The sequence below is a fragment of the Companilactobacillus jidongensis genome (assembly GCF_003946575.1).
Lineage (GTDB): Bacteria > Bacillota > Bacilli > Lactobacillales > Lactobacillaceae > Companilactobacillus > Companilactobacillus jidongensis.
Window position 1 is genome coordinate 37747 of sequence record NZ_RHOP01000017.1, and the last position, 19535, is coordinate 57281.

The window sequence follows — 19535 nt, forward strand, 5'->3', positions numbered from 1 at the left end:
AGGAGGCAACAAATCATGACATCCATAGTCACAGTCGAACACCTCAATAAAAATTATGGTAAAAAAGAAATTCTGCATAACATTAATTTTAATGTCAATAAAAACCAAATAATCGCCTTAATCGGAGAAAACGGTGCTGGTAAAACCACTCTGATAAATATTCTATTGGATTTAATTTCGTCTAATTCTGGAACAGTTAATATTTTAGATAATGAAAAAGACTTCAAAGAACGTATTGGTGTAATGATGCAACAAAACATTTCCATCACACGTATTACGGTCAAAGAAATATTGAAGCTTACTCAAAGTTATTATCAAAGCCCATTAACATATGAAAAGATAATTGAATTGGCTGATTTAAATGATTTAGAAGATTCCAAAATGGACAAATTATCAGGTGGACAAAAAAGGCGCCTCTCCTTTGCCTTAGCAATTGCTGGTAATCCCGACCTACTTTTTTTAGATGAACCCACTGCCGTCATGGACAGTCAAAGTCGTACTAAATTTTGGCAAACAATCACTGACTTGAAAAAGCAACACAAAACTGTCTTTGTTACTAGTCACTATCTAGAAGAACTAGAAACGATTGCTGATAGAATTATGATCTTACAAAATAAATCAATTAGTTTTGACGGATCAATCGCTCAACTGCGTGAATTAGAAGGTGAAAGTATTATTGAATTCGATAGCATCCTCTTACCTGATTTATTCAAAGATATACCTGAAATTATCGATTTCAAAAAAGTTGGTGATCATTATAAATTTACAACTAAGAATGCCGAATTAATTATCGGTCAACTTACACCATATCTAAACGCCATCAATAACTTAAAAGTTCAACAAAATTCGTTGGACTCATTGTTTGTTAATTTCAATAAAGAGGGTGCTACTCATGAATAGCCTTATTTATCAGATCAATATCAACTTCAAACGAATCATTCTTCGCAACAAGCGTTTTTTTCTTTTCGACATGATGCTTCCCATAATATTCTATCTGCTATATTCAAAAGTATTAGTTAATGGCATTCCACAAGCGGATCTGAAAACATGGCAAATGAATTATTTGATCAGTATGATTATTTATAGCTGTCTATTAGGTTCAATCATCACTGTTGCCAATACACTACTTGAGGACAAGACCAGTCATTTTGACATTCTATCAAGATTGACTCCCCTACCACGCTGGCAATACTACCTATCCCGAATTTTGATTTTTATGTTACTCAATTTAATTTCAGCAATTGTTATTTGTCTAGTTGGAATATTAGTAAATCATTTAACCTTACCAATCGCAAACTGGTCATTAATAATCTTGATATCTGTCCTAGGCACTACTCCGCTTATCTTTATGGGAATATTAATTTCACTTGCAAATAATCCAGCTACGGTCAACCTTTTAAATAATATTGTCGTCTTCCCATTAGCAATAATCAGTGGACTTTGGTGGCCAATTACTATGATGCCAAAATGGCTACAATCAATCGGAAAATTAACTCCAACTTTTCAAATATCAAACATCGATCAAGCTATCCTTCATGGTAAAATTATAAATAGTCATTACATCTTTGGAATCATCCTTTGGCTAATGATTATTGTTGTGACAACTTTACTCATAACTAAGTATCAAAAACATAAGGAGTTAAACATCGAATGACATTCCTAGAGAATCATGTTTTATTTCCCAAAAGATTTGGTATTATGCCGTACTTTTGGGCATTCTCCTTAATTGCCTTATCCAGTCAACCATTGTTCGAAAAGAATAATTTTGACTGGATTTTATTTTTGTTATTATTAATCTTTCTCAAATTATATCGAGATGGATATGAGATCAACCGCTTATTACCATTACAAATAATCGGTCAATTAATTATCACAACTTACTTAGTCTATGAATATAGTTTAGGAACATTATTTATTTTTACAGCCTGGGAAATTGGTTCACTACCATTTAAAAATAAACAATTCTACAGATATACGGCTATTTACTTAATTTTCAGTATTCTTTGTATCGCTGGAAATATATTAGTTAACTTCAAGTCATACGGTATTTACGGAATAATTATTACTTCAGTGTTTGCAATAGGCTCCCCTTTTGCTGCCAGATCACTTGGAAACAGTTATCGTAGAATGTATCGTTTGAAACAAAACAACAAACGATTGGAAACAATAATTAAACAAAACGAACGCGAACGAATTTCCAAAGATCTACACGATAATCTTGGACAATCATTTTCTTTAATAACTTTAAAAGCCGAATTAGCTGATAAACTAATAGACAAGAATGCTGAACAAGCGCGTCAAGAAATCAGAGATATCGCTGCCACCTCTAGAGATGATTTGAGTTTAGTTAGGCAAATAGTTAGTGACCTGAATCAGAAATCAATTGCTGAAGCAATGATTGAAGAAGAAAACAATTTAAGAGTTGTAAATATAATTCAACAATCAAACAACGAAAAAGTATCCGTTATTTGGCCGATCAAAATTCAAAATGTTTTGGCAGCAATTATTAAGGAAGCATCAACAAATATCATCAAATACAGCAAGGCGCATACAGCCACATTTGATTTTGATCAAGACAATGATTACTATACTTTAGATATTAGCGATGATGGCGTTGGGTATAAAAAAGTCCGAAAAGATTCGTTCGGATTAACGGGAATGTCACAGCGTCTATCTGATATTAATGGAGTTATAGATATTAGTTCAGATCACGGAACCATTTTAAAAATAAAAGTAAAAAAGGTAGATTAGAATGACGACAATTTATTTGGCAGAAGATCAAGAAATGTTAAATACAGCTTTGGCAACTTTACTAGGACTCGAGGATGACCTTGAGGTAATTGGAACAGCGACAGATGGTCAAACTGCCTTATCTGAAATCATTTCTAAAAAACCGAAGATTGCCATCCTAGATATTGAAATGCCAACGTTATCCGGACTCGATGTGGCTGAACAAATAAAAATACTTAATCTTTCAACTAAGGTAATAATTTTAACAACTTTTGCCAGAGCAAGCTATTTTGAACAAGCAGTCAAAGCCAACGTTAATGGCTACTTGCTAAAAGACAATCCAACTGATCAACTGGTCAAAATTATTCACGAAGTTTTAGATGGGCAAACAATCTTCTCACCAGAATTAGTGACCACTATTTTATCCGCCGAAAAAAATCCTTTGACCAAAAGAGAATTAGAGGTTTTAAAAGAGATAAAAATTGGTAAAAACAGCAAAGAAATTGCTAAATCCGTCTTTCTATCTGATGGAACGGTTCGTAATTATATTTCATCCATACTAAGCAAAACCGGAGCTTCCTCTAGAATCGAAGCCCTGAATATCGCTGAAAAGAATAAATGGATCTAAAAAAGGAGCTGTATCCCACTTGTTTTTATTACAACAAGTGGAATACAGCTCCCTTTATTTATCTCATTTCATCACAATCTGCTTCAATTTTTAATTTATTTAAAACATCAGCGGCAAATTTTTCCAAAGTATCTTTATTGTCACGTTGTGGCAACTTATATCCGACAAAATACGGTGACGCAACGAATCTCGGTACTATCTTACAAATAATATCTCCATCTTCATCGTAGAAAAAAATATTGTATGAATCGCAGGCTCCGTTATGAAAATCATTTAATAAATAACGAACTGTAATTCTAGCAAACTCTGCCAAATCATTTAAATACTTAGCATCATTAATTCTAATATTAAATTCAACGAATCCCATAATCGGTTCTTTGGAAATATTAAATTCGATATTATCTGACTTCCAAATTTCGTAACCGTTAAAGTTATGCTTGCTTATGTACTGGTATCCATCGACATTATCTAATCCAACAATTTGAAAGTGTGGATGTCTGAGACTTCCCCCGGACATTGGTCCAAAATTCTTGTACATCAAAACACTCTTATACTTCTTAGTCAGTAATAATGAATGCCAACAATCAAAAATAAACTGAAATACTTCGGAATTCTTCTTAACTGAATATTTTGAAATATCGTCGTCATGTTTATTAGATTCAATTAAGACCGTTTGATATGTATCCTTCAAGGTTCGGAATTTATTTTCCAGCCAGATCATATCATCTTTTTGCTTAATGATATTAGTCAAACTGTCAGTATCACAAAATGGACAAACGGCCGCTTTCTTTTTGGTATCTCTAGGTTTTCCCTTAGCTACATCCAGCTGAAAAATCAATAAATCTTCTTCATCCAAAATAGTACTCCTTCATTGCGAGTATACAAAAATACTGAAGGGAATTTGATCAGAATCCCCTTCAGTATTTTTAATACTTGTTAATTAATATTTATTTACAAATTATAGTGAACGTGAAGCACCCTTGTAAACAACACCACGTCTTGAATCAACTGTGATTGTTTCACCATCGTTGATCAAGCTTGTAGCATCCTTAGCACCAACAACAACTGGTAGACCCATAGCAATACCAACTACGGCTGCGTGTGAAGTCAAACCACCGTTTTCAACAACTACGGCACTAGCTTTTTCAAGAGCTGGAAGATAATCCTTGTCTGTCATTTCTGTAACAAGAATATCTCCTTCTTTAATTTTGTCATTAGCTTCTTTAGCTGAGTGAGCAACTACTGAATTACCAACAACTGATTCTTCACCAACACCTTGGCCTTTAACTAGCTTTGAACCAATTAGTTGAACCTTCATAACGTTTGTTGTACCACTTTCACCAACTGGAACACCAGCAACGATAAGAATTAAGTCTCCCTCTTTATCAAAGCCAAGTTCTTGAGCTTTCTTAGCAGCAAGGTCGAACATTTCATCTGTGTTAGCAGGTCTGTCAGCAACGATAGGTTGAACACCCCAGTTAACTGTTAGTCCACGTTGTGTTGTTTCATCAAATGTGATTGCAAGAATATCAGCACTTGGACGATACTTAGAAATCATACGAGCTGTGTAACCTGACTTAGTAGCTGCAACAATTGTCTTAATGTTCAATTCTTCAGCAGTTCTAACAACAGATTCACCGATTGATTCTGTAACGTTTGAGCCTTTGTATTCTTCGAATCGTTGAATAGCTAATTGATTGCTGCTATCCAATTGTTTTTCTGTACGTTCGTCAATTACGGCCATAGCTGAAACTGATTCAACAGGATAATCACCATTAGCACTTTCACCAGAAAGCATAGTTGCATCTGTACCATCAAGAACAGAGTTAGCAACATCGGTAACTTCAGCACGTGTAGGACGTGGGTTTTCTTGCATTGAATCAAGCATTTGTGTAGCTGTAATAACTGGCATACCTAATGCATTACATTTTTGGATCAAGCTCTTTTGAACGAATGGTACGTTTTCAAATGGAATTTCAACACCCATGTCACCACGAGCAACCATTAGACCATCAGAAACTTTCAAAATAGAATCGATATTATCGATACCTTCTTGTGATTCGATCTTAGGGAAAATTTGAACTTGTTCCATGTGTTTTTCTTCAAGGATTTCACGAATATCAAGAACATCTTGTGCTTTACGAACAAATGAAGCAGAGATGAAGTTAATATCATTGTCACAACCAAAACGAATATCATCAGCATCTTTTTCTGTGATACCAGGTAGGCGGATTTCAACACCAGGTGCATTAACACCCTTACGTGAACCGATCTTACCATCGTTTTGAACAACTGTAACTAATTCACGATTCTTGTCGTCTTTTTCTGTGATCTTAAGATCAACAAGACCATCATCGATTAATACATGACCACCGACGTGTGTATCATCGTATAGGCCAGGATATGTAACAGCAATCTTTTCAGGGTTACCTGTTAATTTATCGTCCATTGAAATACGGATAACATCACCGATCTTAGCTTCAAACTTACCACCGTCTTGAACAGTTGTACGGATTTCAGCACCCTTTGTATCCAAAACGATACCAACTGTCTTGCCTGTGATCTTTTCAGCTTCATGAACCATGTTCATACGTGCTAAATGTTCTTCATGATCACCATGTGAGAAATTGAAACGGAAAACATTAGCTCCGGCTTCAATTAACTTTGTGATTGTTTCAACATCATTAGATGCAGGTCCAAGTGTACTTACGATTTTTGTTCTTTTCATCGAGAATCTCCCTTTTCTTTTGTTGTTCATTATTTATTGTAACAAACTATCTGCTTAGTGATTGATTTAAATCATATAAGTCTAGATCTGGCTTGTGCTTATTATCAAATAGGTCAAGCATGTTGTGATATGTCAACTTATTGTCTTCGATACCAATAGCAACGCCACCTTTTCCTTCTTCAAGAAGGTCAACGGCATAAGCACCCATCTTACTTGCCAAAACACGATCTCTGGCTGTTGGTGAACCACCACGTTGTACGTGTCCTAAAACAGTACTACGAACTTGGAAATCACCATATTCATTAAGCTTATCTGCAAATTCTTGAGCGTGCATAACACCCTCAGCAAGAACAACAAGCATGTGTTTCTTGCCCTTTTCACGTCCTTCTTTGATACGTTGAGCAATATCAGCAATATCAAAGTCACGTTCAGGAACAACAATCTCTTCAGCACCACCGGCGACACCAGACCATAAGGCGATATCTCCAGCTCCTCTACCCATAACTTCGATAACAAAAGTTCTTTCATGGGATGTAGCAGTATCTCTGATTTTATCGATTGATTCGATAACTGTACTTACAGCTGTGTCGAAACCAATTGTGAAATCAGTGTAAGGAATATCGTTGTCAATTGTACCTGGTAGGCCAACGGCATTATATCCATGCTCTGTTAAACGCAAAGCACCGTGATATGATCCATCTCCACCGATAACAACTAATGCATCAATTCCGAATTTCTTAAGTTGTTCAATACCCTTAAGTTGACCTTCTACTTTGGCGAATTCAGGATATCTTGCTGAATACAAGAATGTTCCGCCACGTTGAATACGGTCAGAAACGTCAGAGGCTGTAAGTGGGAAAATATCACCCGCAACCAATCCGGCATATCCATAATTGATACCAAACACTTCAAGGCCCTTATCTAAAGCCCTACGTGTGACTGCTCTAATAGCAGCGTTCATTCCAGGGGCATCTCCACCACTGGTTAAAATACCAATCCGCTTCATTTGTTCACACTCCAAATTTATTTGTTTCAAAAACAAAACCTAATAAAATATAACATTTTTATCGGATACTTTGTAGAGCTGAAAACGTTTTATGACAAAATTAATTATGTTTTTTCAGAAAAACGTTCTTTTTGCCCAACAAGCTTTCCAATTTAACTCTTACTTCATCTGAAAAATTGATCCAACGATTAGACTTCAGAATCACGGCCCGCTTATCTTTTTCACGATACAAGATAACCGGGATCTTCCCAGGAGAGCTTTCGATAGTTTCATAAAGCTTAGACAAATTGTCTTCATTATCAAAGGTTTTCATAATTTTTAAATATAACTTTTCATCAGGAAGTTGTACCGTATATTGCTTTGGATCATTAAATCTATCTGCAATGAATTCAATATCGCCACGACGTCCATCACTTGCACGCCCAACAATTAAGAATATTTTTCCTTCTAATTCAGTATTCTCAAGTTTTTGGAAAAGATTAGGAAAAATAGTAACTGAGATTGAACCAGTCTCATCCTCAACCGTCGCAAAACACATCCGTTGTCCCTTTTTGGTTCGGATAACACGAGGACGCTTGATCAACCCCAAGACATTGACATCTTGATTCTTAACATTTGTCAAATTTGAAATTTTAATCGTATTTGTGTTCAATAACCTCTCTCGATACTTCTCGACTGGATGTCCCGAAACATAAATTCCAAGATATTCTTTTTCTTGATTCAGTTTTTCAGTTAATGAGTAATCATCTACTTCATGCTTTTTAGGATCAAGTACATCGAATAACGAAAGGTTACTGCCAGCGAGTTGAATACTTTCAATCAAATCCTTGAAGTCAAGCATCAATTCATGTCGATTGCGATTGAATGAATCAAATGCACCTGACAAAATCAGTGGATCAATATAGTCATCTTTGACGAATCTAATATCAATCCGCTTCAAAAAGTTCTGTGGATCAGTGAACTCGCCCTTATTTTGTCGTTCCTCAATAATATCCTTTGCCAAATCACGGCGCATCCCTTTAACACTCAAGAATCCAAAACGAATTCCACTACTATCGACCGTAAAATCACTTTCACTCTTATTGATATCAACACTTTTGATCTTCAAATTCCGATCTTTGGCTCCTTGAACATATAACGAAATCTTACTTTCATTATTCAAATTAGCATTCATCAAGCAGTTAAAAAATATTTCTGGGAAATGAACTTTGATGTATGCCAGCCAAAAGGCAATCATCGAATAAGCAACTGAATGTGACTTATTGAAGCCATAATTACCAAAGGTTTCGATATACTTATAAACCTTCTCAGCTGAATCTCTGTCATGCCCTTGGGCAACAGCCCCCTCAACAAACTTTTTATGATTCTCATCCATCAAAGCTTCGTTCTTCTTACTGATAGCACGACGTAAAATATCAGCATCTGCCAGTGAGAAACCAGCCATCTCTGAACTAGCCTGCATAACTTGCTCCTGATAGACCAAAATTCCATATGTTGGCTTAAGGATTTTTTCCAAAGATACATCTGGATAAGTTACCGGTTCTTGTCCATGCTTTCTAGCAATGAAAGTATCAATGTTTTGCATCGGACCCGGACGATACAACGCGTTAGTTGCAACGACATCGTTAAAGCTTGTCGGTTTAAGACGTCTTAGGACACTTCTAATACCATCAGACTCAAATTGAAAAATACCGTCTGTGTCGCCTCTCTGAAACAATTCTAAGGTTGGTTCATCATCCAACGGAATTCTTTCAGGGACGAATTCTTTTTGATACTTCTCAGAAATCAAATTAATCGCTTGATCCAAGATAGTTAGATTTCTTAATCCCAAAAAGTCCATCTTCAGCAAACCAATGCTTTCAACATTATTCTTAGTCTGTTGCGTCAGGTTAATACCGTCATCTTCTAATTGAACGGCAACAATATCAGTCATCGGCTTCTTACTAAGAACTATCCCGGCCGCATGGGTCGAATAATGTCTAGGGATACCTTCTATTCTACGAGCTACTTTGAAGATCAATCGGTTCTCTTCGGTACCGTCCACCAATCCTTGAAGCGTATTCGACTCTTCAATTGCTTCTTTCAACGTGATATTGAGCTTACGTGGAATTGCGTTGGACCATTGTGTTAATTGAAACTGTGTTTGACTAAAAGTCCTAGAAATATCTCTCAATGCCATCTTGGCAGCGAGTGTACCAAAAGTAATTATTTGAGCCATATGGTCAGAGCCATACTTGTCATGCATGTACATTACCATTTCGTCTCTACGGTCATCAGGGAGGTCCAAATCAATATCGGGCATGTTGACACGTTGGGGATTCAAAAATCGTTCAAACAGCAAATCATACTTAATTGGATCCACTTGCGTTATGCCTAATGTGTAAGAAACCAATGAGCCAGCTGCTGACCCACGACCAGGACCAGTTTTGATTCCAATTTCATGAGCATGCTTGATAACATCCCAAACAATCAAAAAGTAATCCGAAAATCCCATCTTATCGATAACACTTAATTCATACTTCAATCGCTGTGAATAGTTTTCAGGAATATTGCCATTAAGACGTTTATTCAATCCACGACTAGCCAAGCTAGACAGGAATTCAGCTGATGACAAGTTATCCTGAGTTTTGAATTCAGGTAATTCTGTATCTTTAAACTCAATTTCAACATTACATTTTTCAGCAATTTCATTCGAAATCTGAACAGTGTTTTGCATATCTACTCGACTAAAGTCGCTATCAAAGACATCAGCTGTTCTCAAATAATGATCGCCTTCCTCAACAACTTGGCTGATACTCTCGAACTTTTGTCCAGTTCTCAAATTGTTTAATACCTGATATGCCAAATGATCATCAGAATTAACGTATCTAACATCACCTAATGCTGCCATTGGTACTTCGATAGTATTAGAAATCTCTTTGACACGTTTAACATTGTTGATCTGTTGCGAATACAAACCGACTCCCAAGAAAAATGAATCTGGATCAACCACTGAGTTTATCCTAGAAAAATAGTCTTGCACGTCATCTGAAATAATAATTTCGCAATCCGTCGCTGGAGTGATGACAAAAATATTATTCATAAATTGTTTAATGTCATCAATACTAATAAACTGTTTTGAAGACATAACTATTGAGGATATTTTAATAAGATTCTGATACCCTTGATCATTCTTTGCTAATAATATTAGTGGATATGAATTGTCTGAATCCTGAATTCCGGCAATTTCAATCGTTAATCCAATAATCGGTTTGATTCCTATTTTCTTAGCATATTTATAAAAATCAATTGAACCATACAAATTGTTAATATCAGTCAAGGCAATTGAAGAATACCCACGTTCTTTTGCCTGATCGATAAGTTCTGGAAGTTTAACGGGACTATGCAGTAGGCTGTAGCTGCTCATTACTTGTAGTTGCGTTTGCAATTTGTCGCCCCCCTTAGTTAAAATTATATCAAATTGAGTAAAACTTTATTGGGCTAAACTCTTTTTTGTGCTAAACTACTGGAGAAAGTGAGATGGAAGATATGAGATATGTTGCTGTAATTTTTTGGGCAGTTGTTCTAGGTCAAGTAGCTGGCTTTATCGGCGGTGCATTGAACCAACAAACTTTTAATTCCCAACAAACAATGATTGTTACTGTAGTATTTGCAATTATCTTCAGCATTATTCCAATGCTTCTAGATAACGATAAAAAGAATCGCGCTTAGTCATAAGCGCTTTTTTTGTGTTTTGGAGGAGAATAATGAAAATAAAAAATATTGATCATTTAGTTTTGACCGTTCACGATATATTTGTAAGCTGTGATTTTTATTCCAAAATATTAGGAATGGAAGTGATTACTTTCGGACAAAATCGTAAAGCCTTAAAATTTGGTTCAGAAAAAATTAATCTTCATCAAATTGGACATGAATTCGAACCTAAAGCTGATAGACCCACACCTGGATCGGCAGATCTGTGCTTAATAACTTATACTGATCTCACTGAGGTTATTGAAGAATTAAAAAATAATAATGTTCCCATTGAACAAGGACCAATAGAAAAAAATGGATCCGAAGGAAAAATCGAATCCGTATATATTCGCGATCCAGATATGAATTTAATTGAATTATCTAATTACAAACAAAAATGAGACTATCTTAGCCAGCAACGCTGACATTATAGTCTCATTTTTTTATTTTGTAATATATAGATAGAAATCCTTAGTTGCTAAACTAACGTTGTAGTTTACGCCCTTAGACGTAATTTGTTTCATGGTAGTCGTACCACCGTCAGCATCCTTAACTTCATCGCCGAGCTTCTTAACAACCTTTTTACCGTCGGCACCAACGTATTGAGAAATCAGAACTAAATCAGTTCCAAAATCTTTCATGCCAGATTTTGACTTCATTGATTTGTATGTAATATTCATTGCAATACCCATCAATTGTCCACCTTGAACATTCATTCTTAGCTTAGTTCCATTACTTGTGGTGTACGTAAAAATACCGTCCTTAGCAATTAATGGCAGTTGATCTGTTTGTTTGCCCATCTTCAAATTCATAAAATTATATTGTTGTGCAAACGTCGTATAGTCGATCAATTCATTGGCTTTTGTTACCTTGACGATTTTGGTTTTAGTATCATTGCCCTTTTTAGCTTTGATCTTTACATTTTTTGATTTAGTAGCAACTGGAACAGAAATAGCAAAGTGATCATCAGTAACCTTTACATTTTTGGTAACTCCACTTACTGTGTAAGTCAACTTATCATAATCCGTGGCCTTACCCTTAACAACAGCTACCAAACCGTCGGCAGAATATTCACTCTTCGTAGTTGATAGATCCAACTTTGAACATCCCGTCAATAGTATGAAGAACAAAGGAACTAATACTAAAAATAAATATTTTATTTTTCTATTCATAATCATATGATTCCCCATGTATTAAAAAAAAGCCAAGCATAATTGACTTGGCTTTTAATTAAGCTTCTTTCTTGTCTTCGATAACTTTTTCACCCTTGTACATACCTGATGGTGATACATGGTGACTTAAACGATATTCACCGTTAGCAACGTCAAATTGCATATTTGGTGTATCTAATTTAATGTGTCCACGTCTTTGACGTTTTCTTTGTTTTGATGTTTTTCTCTTTGGAACAGCCATATTTAAAAACTCCTTTATTTATATTACTTAATCAAATCTAACGTTTAATATAATACTATCATAAAAACGTTTGAGCAAGCAAATTTACTATTTTGTTTGTTTTTTTACCTGATTTTCCTTCAAAGCGTCAGCTATTTGACTATCATTTGACACTTTTACGTTAGAAATTTGTTTCTTAGCACTTCGTGATAATTTATTATCATCCTTCTTTTTACCTGAACTTGCAAGTAACATTGTAATAATTGCTCCAAGTAATAAAGAAACAATAATCAAAATTATCAATGGTAATTTAACATGTGTGAATCCAAAACTGACTGTGACCGGATTAACATTTAACACTGCAAAAATAACAACTATTAATGCAATGATCAATCCAATTACAAATCTTGACTGTTTATTATTCATAAAAGTCATCCCCTACTTACGATTTCCTAATGTACCCGCTAGGTAATCTCCTACGCTTGGAGCAATTTTATAAAGAACTGCTGCCAATTCCATATAACGTGGGCGATTAATCTCACGCTTGCTTTTATTAAACGTATTAACGATATCCCACGCTAATTTGTCTGGATCTAAAACAAAATACTTCACTGAATCTAGATAATTTCCACCATGATCAGCTGTATCAAAGAAGTTTGTCGCAACTGGTCCCGGATTAATAGTTGTAACTTTAACATCGAATGGTTTCAGTTCCAAACGTAATCCATCGGAAAATCCAATAACCGCAGCTTTGGTTGCTGAATATGCGGCCGATTTAGGCGTAGTTATCTTACCAGCCATTGAACCAACATTGAAAATATGGCCATGACCATTAGCAATCATCTTTTGTGCAATTAAGCGACTCATCAGCATTAATCCTAATACATTAACACGGAACATTTTTTCAACTGTTTCGAATTCAGTATCTAGATAATTTGAAAAGTCACCAAATCCTGCCGCATTTACTAATATATCAATATTATCAGAAAATTCAAATGCCTTATCGACACCAGCAATTATTTGTTTAGGATCACTCATATCGATCAGAATATATTCATGATGGGCTGTTTCAGCACCAACACGAGTACATTCATTCTTAACCTCGATCAGTTTGTCCTCACTTCTAGCTACCAAGATTAAATTAGCACCGAGCTTGGCAGAATTAACTGCTACATCTTTACCGATACCAGATGAAGCACCAGTTACTAAAACTGTTTGATTCAATAAATTATTCATTCTACTACCTGCTCTCCTATATTTTAAATGGTACCTCGTAGATATCAAAATCATTAACTACTTTAGTATTCTTAAAAACTTTTTGAGCTTCTTTTTGTAAAATCAATGAGCCTTTACCGGTATATCTAGCCGAAATATGAGTCAACAACAATCCCTTGGCATTACACTTTTTGGCTACCTCAGCTGCATTGGTTGCGGTTGAATGAAAATAATTATAAGCCAATTGTTTTTCATCATTCGAAAATGTCGATTCATGAACAATAACATCTGCATCCTGTGACAACTTGTCTATCTCAGGAGTGTAGCGTGTATCTGAAATAATTGTCACAACTTTACTTGGCTTATCAGGTCCAATAAAATCTTGACCATTCAATTCAGTGCCATCCGCAAGTGTGACCGTCTTACCAGCTTTTAATTGTCCAAAAATTGGACCATTAGGAATATTATATTTTTTCAACTCATCAACTAACAGTTCACCAGTACGAGGTTTTTCAACCACACGATAACCATAGCAAGTAATTCGATGTTTCAGTTTTCCAGCGTAAACGCTGAAGGTCTTATCATTGAATACTTCTCCGCCATTCTTTAACTCGATGTACTTGATCCTGTAGTTTAATTTGCTACCAGTGACTCTCAAAGAAGTCTCAACGAATTCTTTGATTCCAACTGGACCATAGATCTCCAATGGAGAAGTACCACCCTGATTGGCTCTACTGGCTAATAAACCAGGTAAGCCAAAAATATGATCACCATGCAAATGAGTAATAAATATCTTAGTAATTTTTCTTGGTCGAATTGTTGTTCTTAAAATTTGATGCTGTGTCGCCTCGCCTACATCAAAAAGCCAAACTTCGTTTCGTTCATCCAACATTTTTAATGCTGTACTTGAAACGTTTCTGCCCTTAGATGGGACGCCGGCTCCTGTTCCTAAAAATTCTAATTCCATATAAAAATCCTATTCTATTTTTTATCTAATACTTTCAAAATATCTTTTACTACAAATGAAGCATAGTACATTGATCCATCTGGATTTGGATGAACATTATCATCGTAGAACCAGTCTGTATGCCCATTAGAATAATCATTCCAGTCAATAACATGCAAGTTCTTATACTTGCTGGTAGCTTGACTTAGAACACCATTAACTGTTTTTTCCCAAGGTCTAGTTGGTACATGAACGTTGATCCAAAAGACATTTCTGCTTGGACCGACTAATCTCATGATCTGATCAACTTGTTGAGCACTGATCGGACCATTAGTACCTAATCCAATCATGACATTAGGTGCTAATACACCTTGGTCTTTGTAATTCTGCAAAATATCAACACTAGCATCGACTTGACGACTGACAGCAGCATCAACGATAACCTTCTTATCGTCAAACAACTTCAAGAAATTATCTGAACCATCGGCCATAACTGAATCGCCGACAGCAGTAAGTGGTATATCTTTCAATTGTTGTAATTGAATCTGTGTTAGTCCATATTTTTCAAAATCTTGGTTAACAGGATTATCCTTTGCGGCCTTTTTATATCTAGCCATATCAGCTGCACTAATCTTACCAGTTGTTTTCTTAGCCTTGTTTTTCTTCAAATTATCAATAGCTGCTTGTTTCTTTTTCTTGTTAGCTTTTTCATTCTTGGTAATCTTATCAGCCAGTTGACTGTGATTAACATTAGGATTTGGTGCACTGACCGCTTTAACTACACTATAACAACCAGTTATAGTGATCAAGGCAATCAGCACCGCCAAGACCTTTTGATAACCAAGTGAACGTTTGAAGAAGTACTTGATTGAATCCCAATTGGCATGTGCCAATGGTTGTTCAACATATCTGAACGAGAATTCAGTAACCAAGACGATCAAAATCACTTCAATCACTGGATAAAGAATTGGATGATCTGCAATGTTCTTGAATTTTGATTCAAAGAAAATCATTACAGGAAATTGGTATAAGTATAAACCGTAACTTCTGCTTCCAATATAATGGAATACTTTGTTACTTAATACCTTATTCCAAAAAGCATCCGGATGCGCAACAACTGCGATCAAAATACATGTAACCAATGTAAAAATAAACATTCCACCACGGTATAAGAACGGATCATTATCTTTCACAGTAAAAATCATCAAGATAATCAAAGCGATGGCCATACCACCGATAAGATTCAGTTTGAACCTATCATTCTTTTCGATTCCACCCTTGAGACGTTCAGCGGGCCATACTAGTGCCAAGCCACACCCCATAAGGATAGAGAATAAACGCGTATCAGTACCATAGTAAATTCTACTTGGATCAACTCCCGGCTTAAATAAAATTGCCATCCAAATTGCGGAAGCAATAGAAACAACCATAGTGAATCCAAAAATACGACTCTTCTTCACACCAAACTTAATAAATAGTAGCAATAATAAAGGCCAAACAATATAGAACTGGCCTTCAATTGACAAAGTCCAAAGATGGGTGAATGGTGATTCATTATTCGCAAATCTTTCAAAATATGATTGACCATTGAATATTTGCCACCAGTTATAAACATTCAGAACATTAGTTAAGACGATTTGATCTAAATGATACAGCAAATTCTTCAGAAAGAAGAAAATGTATGCCCCTGAAGCCAGCAGCACAAACAACATTCCTGGATACAAACGTTTGACACGTTTCCAATAAAAATCCTTTAAATCGAATTTCTGACCGTAATCGGTCGTATTGAAAAAGTGATCAGTTATTAGATAACCAGAAATTAAGAAAAAAATTGGAACTCCCAAATATCCACCGGAAAAGACGTTAGGATTCAAGTGATACATTATGACACCTATAACCCCTAAAGTACGTAATCCGTCAAATCCGCTTATATATCTTCTTTTCGGTGATTTATTCATTATACTTATTTACCCCTAAATAAATTCAAACGTGAAATCAAGAATTGTCACAGAATCACCAGATTCTGCTCCTGCTTTCATAAGACCATCTTCAATTCCCATGCTCTTAAGTTGACGTGCAAATCTCATAATTCCATCTTGGTGATCCAAGTTACTCCTTTGAAGAAGTAATTCAACATCGTGTCCCTTAACAATAAAGCTGTGATCTTCATCTTTTTCAATCGTAAATTTCTCAGCTTTTGTCTCATAATTGTATTCTTTAGTTTCGTCAGTTTGAACATCAAAGTGAATAGGTTCTACATTTGCTAGAATCTCACTTGTATGGTTCATCAAATCTTTGACACCAGTATGTTGGATACTTGAAATTGGGAAGACATCCACATCGTGATCATCAGAATGTTCCAATAGCTGTTTTTTGAACTCTTCCATTCTTTCTTCTGAGCCTTCAATATCCAGCTTAGTTGGAACAATTACTTCTGGACGCTTTAAGATGTTTTCATCATAATTACCTAATTCTTCACGGATTGATAAATAATCCTCATATGGATCACGACCATTTTCAGGATCCATATCCACAAGGTGAAGAATTACACGTGTACGTTCAACGTGACGCAAGAATTGAATTCCTAGGCCGACACCATTTGATGCACCTTCGATCAAACCAGGAAGATCAGCAATAACAAAATCTTGACCATTATCCAGCTTAACCATACCTAAGTTAGGTGAAAGTGTCGTAAAGTGATATGCCGCAATCTTAGGCTTTGCTGATGTAGCGACAGATAATAAGGTCGACTTACCAACTGATGGGAATCCTACCAGACCAACGTCAGCAATCAATTTCAATTCAAGACGTAAGTGAATTTCTTGTCCTGGTTCACCATTTTCGGCAACTTCTGGTGCACGATTCTTCGAGTTAGCGAAATGAATATTTCCACGACCACCGTCTCCACCTTTAGCAACGACTAGTTCCTGGTCATGTTTTATAAGATCACCGATTAATTTTCCAGTATCTTCATCATATACCGATGTTCCTGCTGGCACAGCAATGTAGACCGGATCAGCTTTGTGACCGTACATTCCCTTTATTTGACCGTTTTGGCCCGGTTGTGCTTTAAAGATACGTTTGTATCTGAAATCCATCAAGGTATTCATACCTTCATGAGCTTTTAATATGATGTCCCCACCGCGGCCACCATCTCCACCGGCTGGACCGCCTAGCGGAACATATTTTTCATGGCGAAAGGCGACGGCTCCGTCCCCACCTTTACCAGATCTAACGGTGATTTTAACGTTATCTACGAACATTAAAACCCCCCTTTCTAAACATAGTTATCATTTTTAAATTTTAGCACAAAAATAGATATCATTATACGTTGAATAAAAACAATTAAATTATTCAAATTCGCGCAACGATAATACATTTTAAACGTTTTTGAAGTTTTTTGAAAGAATTTGAACGAAATTGGTTGATTTTGAATGAATTTGATGTATTATATTTGTCGTGAGGTGAAATGAAAGTGCTTACTGAAGAAAGACAACAAATTATACTAGAACAATTAAAACTTCATAATATTGTTAAACTACATGATTTGATTCCTTTAACAGAGGCATCCGAATCAACGTTAAGACGTGACCTACAAGATTTAGAAAATTGTCATAAGTTATTAAGAATTCACGGTGGAGCTCAAAATGTTATCTCTTTGCATGAGGAACCTGCCATATCACAAAAAGCCACCGTTCACTTAGACGAAAAAAAAGCTATTGGACGAGTTGCTGCTGGTCAAGTACGAAATCAAGAAGTGATATTCTTGGATTCTGGATCAACTATTCAATTCATGATCCCATATCTTATTGAAAACAAAAATCTATTGGTTATAACTAATAGCGTTGATAATGCCTCAATGTTAGCTGATTACAATATTGAAACTTTTCTACCTGGTGGTAAATTAAAATCCTCCACTAAGGCCCTGATTGGTTCAACAATGGTGCAGACACTGGAAACTTATCATTTTGACAAGTGCTTCTTAGGAACAAATGGGTTCTCCATTGATTCAGGATATACAACTCCTGATCCTGAAGAGTCTGCTATCAAAAAACTAGCAATCAAACAATCCAATCAAACATTTATTCTTTCTGACAATTCAAAATACTGCCAAGTCAGCTTCAGTAAATTCGCCGACTTGAAAGATGCTACATTAATTACCAACGAATTGCCAGTAAAAGAATCGGGATTATTAAATAAGAAAACAAAAGTTATGGAGGTAAACTAATTGATTTATACAATTACAGCTAATCCTTCAATTGATTATGTATTACAATTGAAGACTCTTACTACTGGTGAAGTTAACAGAACAACTAATGATGTTAAACTTCCTGGTGGCAAAGGGATCAATGTCTCACGTATTCTCAAGGAATTGAACATTGATTCAACTGCTTTAGGTTTTGTAGGTGGAGCTACCGGCGAAATGTTCAAAAGCTTACTGGCACAACATGATCTTAAAACAGATTTCACAGCCGTTAAAGAAGACACACGTATTAATGTCAAAGTTAACGCTGTCGAGCAAGATGAAGAAACAGAGATCAACGGAATGGGACCTGCTATTTCATCTGACGAAAAAAACACCTTCATCAATCAACTAAAATCCGTTGGTAATGGTGATGTCGTTATCATGTCCGGTAGCCTGCCAAAGAAGTTACCAGAAACATTTTACTTAGACATCGCAAAAATGATTCAAGCTCAAGGTGCTGACTTCGTTATTGATACTACTGGCCAAGCATTATTGGATACATTGTCATTGCATCCCCTAGTTGTTAAGCCAAACAATCATGAACTTGCCGATTTATTCCAAACAACTTTTAGTTCTGACCAAGAAATAATTGATCATGCTAAAAAATTATTGGATCAAGGTGCAAAGCATGTACTGGTATCAATGGCCGGCGATGGTGCTCTACTTGTAACAAAGAATCATACGTACAAAGCTAACGCACCAAAGGGAACTGTTATCAATTCAGTTGGTGCTGGAGATTCAATGATTGCTGGTTTTGTAGGAACATTCATGCAAACTAACGATCCAATTGAAAGCTTCCACATTGGAGCAGCATGCGGTTCTGCTACTGCTTTCAGTCAAGATATCGCTATTAAAGAAAAAATTGATAAAGTTTATAAAGCAATTGATATTACAGAATTAAGTTAAGGGAGG

Annotated in this window: 19 protein-coding genes; 8 read left to right on the top strand and 11 right to left on the bottom strand. The window is 35.7% G+C overall.

What is annotated here, in order from left to right; all coding sequences use genetic code 11:
• Positions 1–15 precede the first annotated feature (15 nt).
• The 4 genes from EKM68_RS10445 to EKM68_RS10460 are packed head-to-tail and all read left to right on the top strand — an operon-like array spanning position 16 to position 3358.
• Positions 16–900: an ABC transporter ATP-binding protein gene (locus tag EKM68_RS10445; RefSeq protein ID WP_125590498.1), complete on the top strand. Its 885-nt coding sequence runs from the start codon at positions 16–18 to the stop codon at positions 898–900.
• Complete coding sequence (locus tag EKM68_RS10450) at positions 893–1654, top strand: ABC transporter permease (protein WP_125590500.1); 762 nt, start codon at positions 893–895, stop codon at positions 1652–1654. The genes EKM68_RS10445 and EKM68_RS10450 overlap by 8 nt, the downstream gene beginning before the upstream one ends.
• Positions 1651–2751, top strand: a complete 1101-nt coding sequence (locus tag EKM68_RS10455) for a sensor histidine kinase (protein ID WP_125590502.1) — start codon at positions 1651–1653, stop codon at positions 2749–2751. The genes EKM68_RS10450 and EKM68_RS10455 overlap by 4 nt, the downstream gene beginning before the upstream one ends.
• A gap of 1 nt (position 2752) precedes the next feature.
• Complete coding sequence (locus EKM68_RS10460; RefSeq protein ID WP_125590504.1) at positions 2753–3358, top strand: response regulator transcription factor; 606 nt, start codon at positions 2753–2755, stop codon at positions 3356–3358.
• Between the two features lie 58 nt (positions 3359–3416).
• Here the strand turns inward: EKM68_RS10460 and EKM68_RS10465 are convergent, their stop codons facing one another.
• The 4 genes from EKM68_RS10465 to dnaE form a co-directional block, all read right to left on the bottom strand.
• Complete coding sequence (locus tag EKM68_RS10465) at positions 3417–4214, bottom strand: DUF4931 domain-containing protein (RefSeq protein WP_125590506.1); 798 nt, start codon at positions 4212–4214, stop codon at positions 3417–3419.
• Between the two features lie 102 nt (positions 4215–4316).
• Positions 4317–6086, bottom strand: coding sequence for a pyruvate kinase (pyk, locus tag EKM68_RS10470; protein WP_125590508.1), 1770 nt, complete (start codon positions 6084–6086; stop codon positions 4317–4319).
• A 46-nt stretch (positions 6087–6132) separates the two neighbouring features.
• Positions 6133–7092 carry a 6-phosphofructokinase gene (gene pfkA, locus EKM68_RS10475; RefSeq protein WP_025024352.1) on the bottom strand — a complete coding sequence of 320 codons (960 nt, stop codon included), beginning with the start codon at positions 7090–7092 and terminating at the stop codon, positions 6133–6135.
• A gap of 100 nt (positions 7093–7192) precedes the next feature.
• Positions 7193–10519, bottom strand: a complete 3327-nt coding sequence (gene dnaE, locus EKM68_RS10480) for a DNA polymerase III subunit alpha (RefSeq protein WP_125590510.1) — start codon at positions 10517–10519, stop codon at positions 7193–7195.
• 92 nt (positions 10520–10611) lie between these two features.
• Here dnaE and EKM68_RS10485 point away from each other — a divergent pair, with 92 nt between their 5' ends.
• Together EKM68_RS10485 and EKM68_RS10490 are read left to right on the top strand one after the other, a co-directional pair.
• Positions 10612–10803: a YjzD family protein gene (locus EKM68_RS10485; protein WP_225422997.1), complete on the top strand. Its 192-nt coding sequence runs from the start codon at positions 10612–10614 to the stop codon at positions 10801–10803.
• Positions 10804–10838: 35 nt separating this feature from the next.
• Positions 10839–11225 (top strand): VOC family protein, encoded by a 387-nt coding sequence (locus EKM68_RS10490; protein WP_125590512.1) that lies wholly within the window; start codon positions 10839–10841, stop codon positions 11223–11225.
• A 42-nt stretch (positions 11226–11267) separates the two neighbouring features.
• On the opposite strand, the gene EKM68_RS10495 is transcribed toward EKM68_RS10490, so the two are convergent.
• The 7 genes from EKM68_RS10495 to obgE form a co-directional block, all read right to left on the bottom strand.
• Complete coding sequence (locus EKM68_RS10495) at positions 11268–11996, bottom strand: hypothetical protein (RefSeq protein WP_125590514.1); 729 nt, start codon at positions 11994–11996, stop codon at positions 11268–11270.
• Positions 11997–12054: 58 nt separating this feature from the next.
• The gene (rpmF, locus tag EKM68_RS10500) at positions 12055–12237 is read right to left on the bottom strand and encodes a 50S ribosomal protein L32 (RefSeq protein ID WP_125590516.1); all 183 of its coding nucleotides are present in this window, start codon (positions 12235–12237) and stop codon (positions 12055–12057) included.
• Between the two features lie 87 nt (positions 12238–12324).
• Positions 12325–12642: a lipopolysaccharide assembly protein LapA domain-containing protein gene (locus EKM68_RS10505; RefSeq protein ID WP_025024356.1), complete on the bottom strand. Its 318-nt coding sequence runs from the start codon at positions 12640–12642 to the stop codon at positions 12325–12327.
• Between the two features lie 12 nt (positions 12643–12654).
• On the bottom strand, positions 12655–13452 hold the full coding sequence (locus tag EKM68_RS10510) for an SDR family NAD(P)-dependent oxidoreductase (RefSeq protein WP_125590518.1): 798 nt from the start codon (positions 13450–13452) through the stop codon (positions 12655–12657).
• Positions 13453–13468: 16 nt separating this feature from the next.
• Positions 13469–14398, bottom strand: a complete 930-nt coding sequence (gene rnz / locus EKM68_RS10515; protein ID WP_125590520.1) for a ribonuclease Z — start codon at positions 14396–14398, stop codon at positions 13469–13471.
• A gap of 14 nt (positions 14399–14412) precedes the next feature.
• Positions 14413–16335 (bottom strand): acyltransferase family protein, encoded by a 1923-nt coding sequence (locus EKM68_RS10520; RefSeq protein ID WP_125590523.1) that lies wholly within the window; start codon positions 16333–16335, stop codon positions 14413–14415.
• A 15-nt stretch (positions 16336–16350) separates the two neighbouring features.
• Positions 16351–17640, bottom strand: a complete 1290-nt coding sequence (gene obgE, locus EKM68_RS10525; protein WP_125590525.1) for a GTPase ObgE — start codon at positions 17638–17640, stop codon at positions 16351–16353.
• 212 nt (positions 17641–17852) lie between these two features.
• Between obgE and EKM68_RS10530 the strand changes: the two genes are divergently transcribed.
• A complete protein-coding gene (locus EKM68_RS10530) occupies positions 17853–18605 on the top strand; it encodes a DeoR/GlpR family DNA-binding transcription regulator (RefSeq protein ID WP_125590549.1) in 753 nt (250 codons plus the stop codon).
• Entirely contained in the window at positions 18606–19529 is a 924-nt protein-coding gene (gene pfkB, locus EKM68_RS10535) for a 1-phosphofructokinase (RefSeq protein WP_125590527.1), read from the top strand.
• Positions 19530–19535 lie beyond the last annotated feature (6 nt).

Excerpts from the sequence above, each read along its gene's own strand:
- rnz (WP_125590520.1), bottom strand. The coding sequence starts at position 14,398 with ATGGAATTAGAATTTTTAGGAACAGGAGCCGGCGTCCCATCTAAGGGC.
- EKM68_RS10445 (WP_125590498.1), top strand. The coding sequence starts at position 16 with ATGACATCCATAGTCACAGTCGAACACCTCAATAAAAATTATGGTAAA.
- EKM68_RS10495 (WP_125590514.1), bottom strand. The coding sequence starts at position 11,996 with ATGAATAGAAAAATAAAATATTTATTTTTAGTATTAGTTCCTTTGTTC.
- EKM68_RS10520 (WP_125590523.1), bottom strand. The coding sequence starts at position 16,335 with ATGAATAAATCACCGAAAAGAAGATATATAAGCGGATTTGACGGATTA.
- EKM68_RS10485 (WP_225422997.1), top strand. The coding sequence starts at position 10,612 with ATGGAAGATATGAGATATGTTGCTGTAATTTTTTGGGCAGTTGTTCTA.
- pyk (WP_125590508.1), bottom strand. The coding sequence starts at position 6,086 with ATGAAAAGAACAAAAATCGTAAGTACACTTGGACCTGCATCTAATGAT.
- EKM68_RS10510 (WP_125590518.1), bottom strand. The coding sequence starts at position 13,452 with ATGAATAATTTATTGAATCAAACAGTTTTAGTAACTGGTGCTTCATCT.
- EKM68_RS10490 (WP_125590512.1), top strand. The coding sequence starts at position 10,839 with ATGAAAATAAAAAATATTGATCATTTAGTTTTGACCGTTCACGATATA.
- EKM68_RS10450 (WP_125590500.1), top strand. The coding sequence starts at position 893 with ATGAATAGCCTTATTTATCAGATCAATATCAACTTCAAACGAATCATT.
- rpmF (WP_125590516.1), bottom strand. The coding sequence starts at position 12,237 with ATGGCTGTTCCAAAGAGAAAAACATCAAAACAAAGAAAACGTCAAAGA.
- obgE (WP_125590525.1), bottom strand. The coding sequence starts at position 17,640 with ATGTTCGTAGATAACGTTAAAATCACCGTTAGATCTGGTAAAGGTGGG.
- EKM68_RS10460 (WP_125590504.1), top strand. The coding sequence starts at position 2,753 with ATGACGACAATTTATTTGGCAGAAGATCAAGAAATGTTAAATACAGCT.
- EKM68_RS10455 (WP_125590502.1), top strand. The coding sequence starts at position 1,651 with ATGACATTCCTAGAGAATCATGTTTTATTTCCCAAAAGATTTGGTATT.
- pfkA (WP_025024352.1), bottom strand. The coding sequence starts at position 7,092 with ATGAAGCGGATTGGTATTTTAACCAGTGGTGGAGATGCCCCTGGAATG.
- EKM68_RS10505 (WP_025024356.1), bottom strand. The coding sequence starts at position 12,642 with ATGAATAATAAACAGTCAAGATTTGTAATTGGATTGATCATTGCATTA.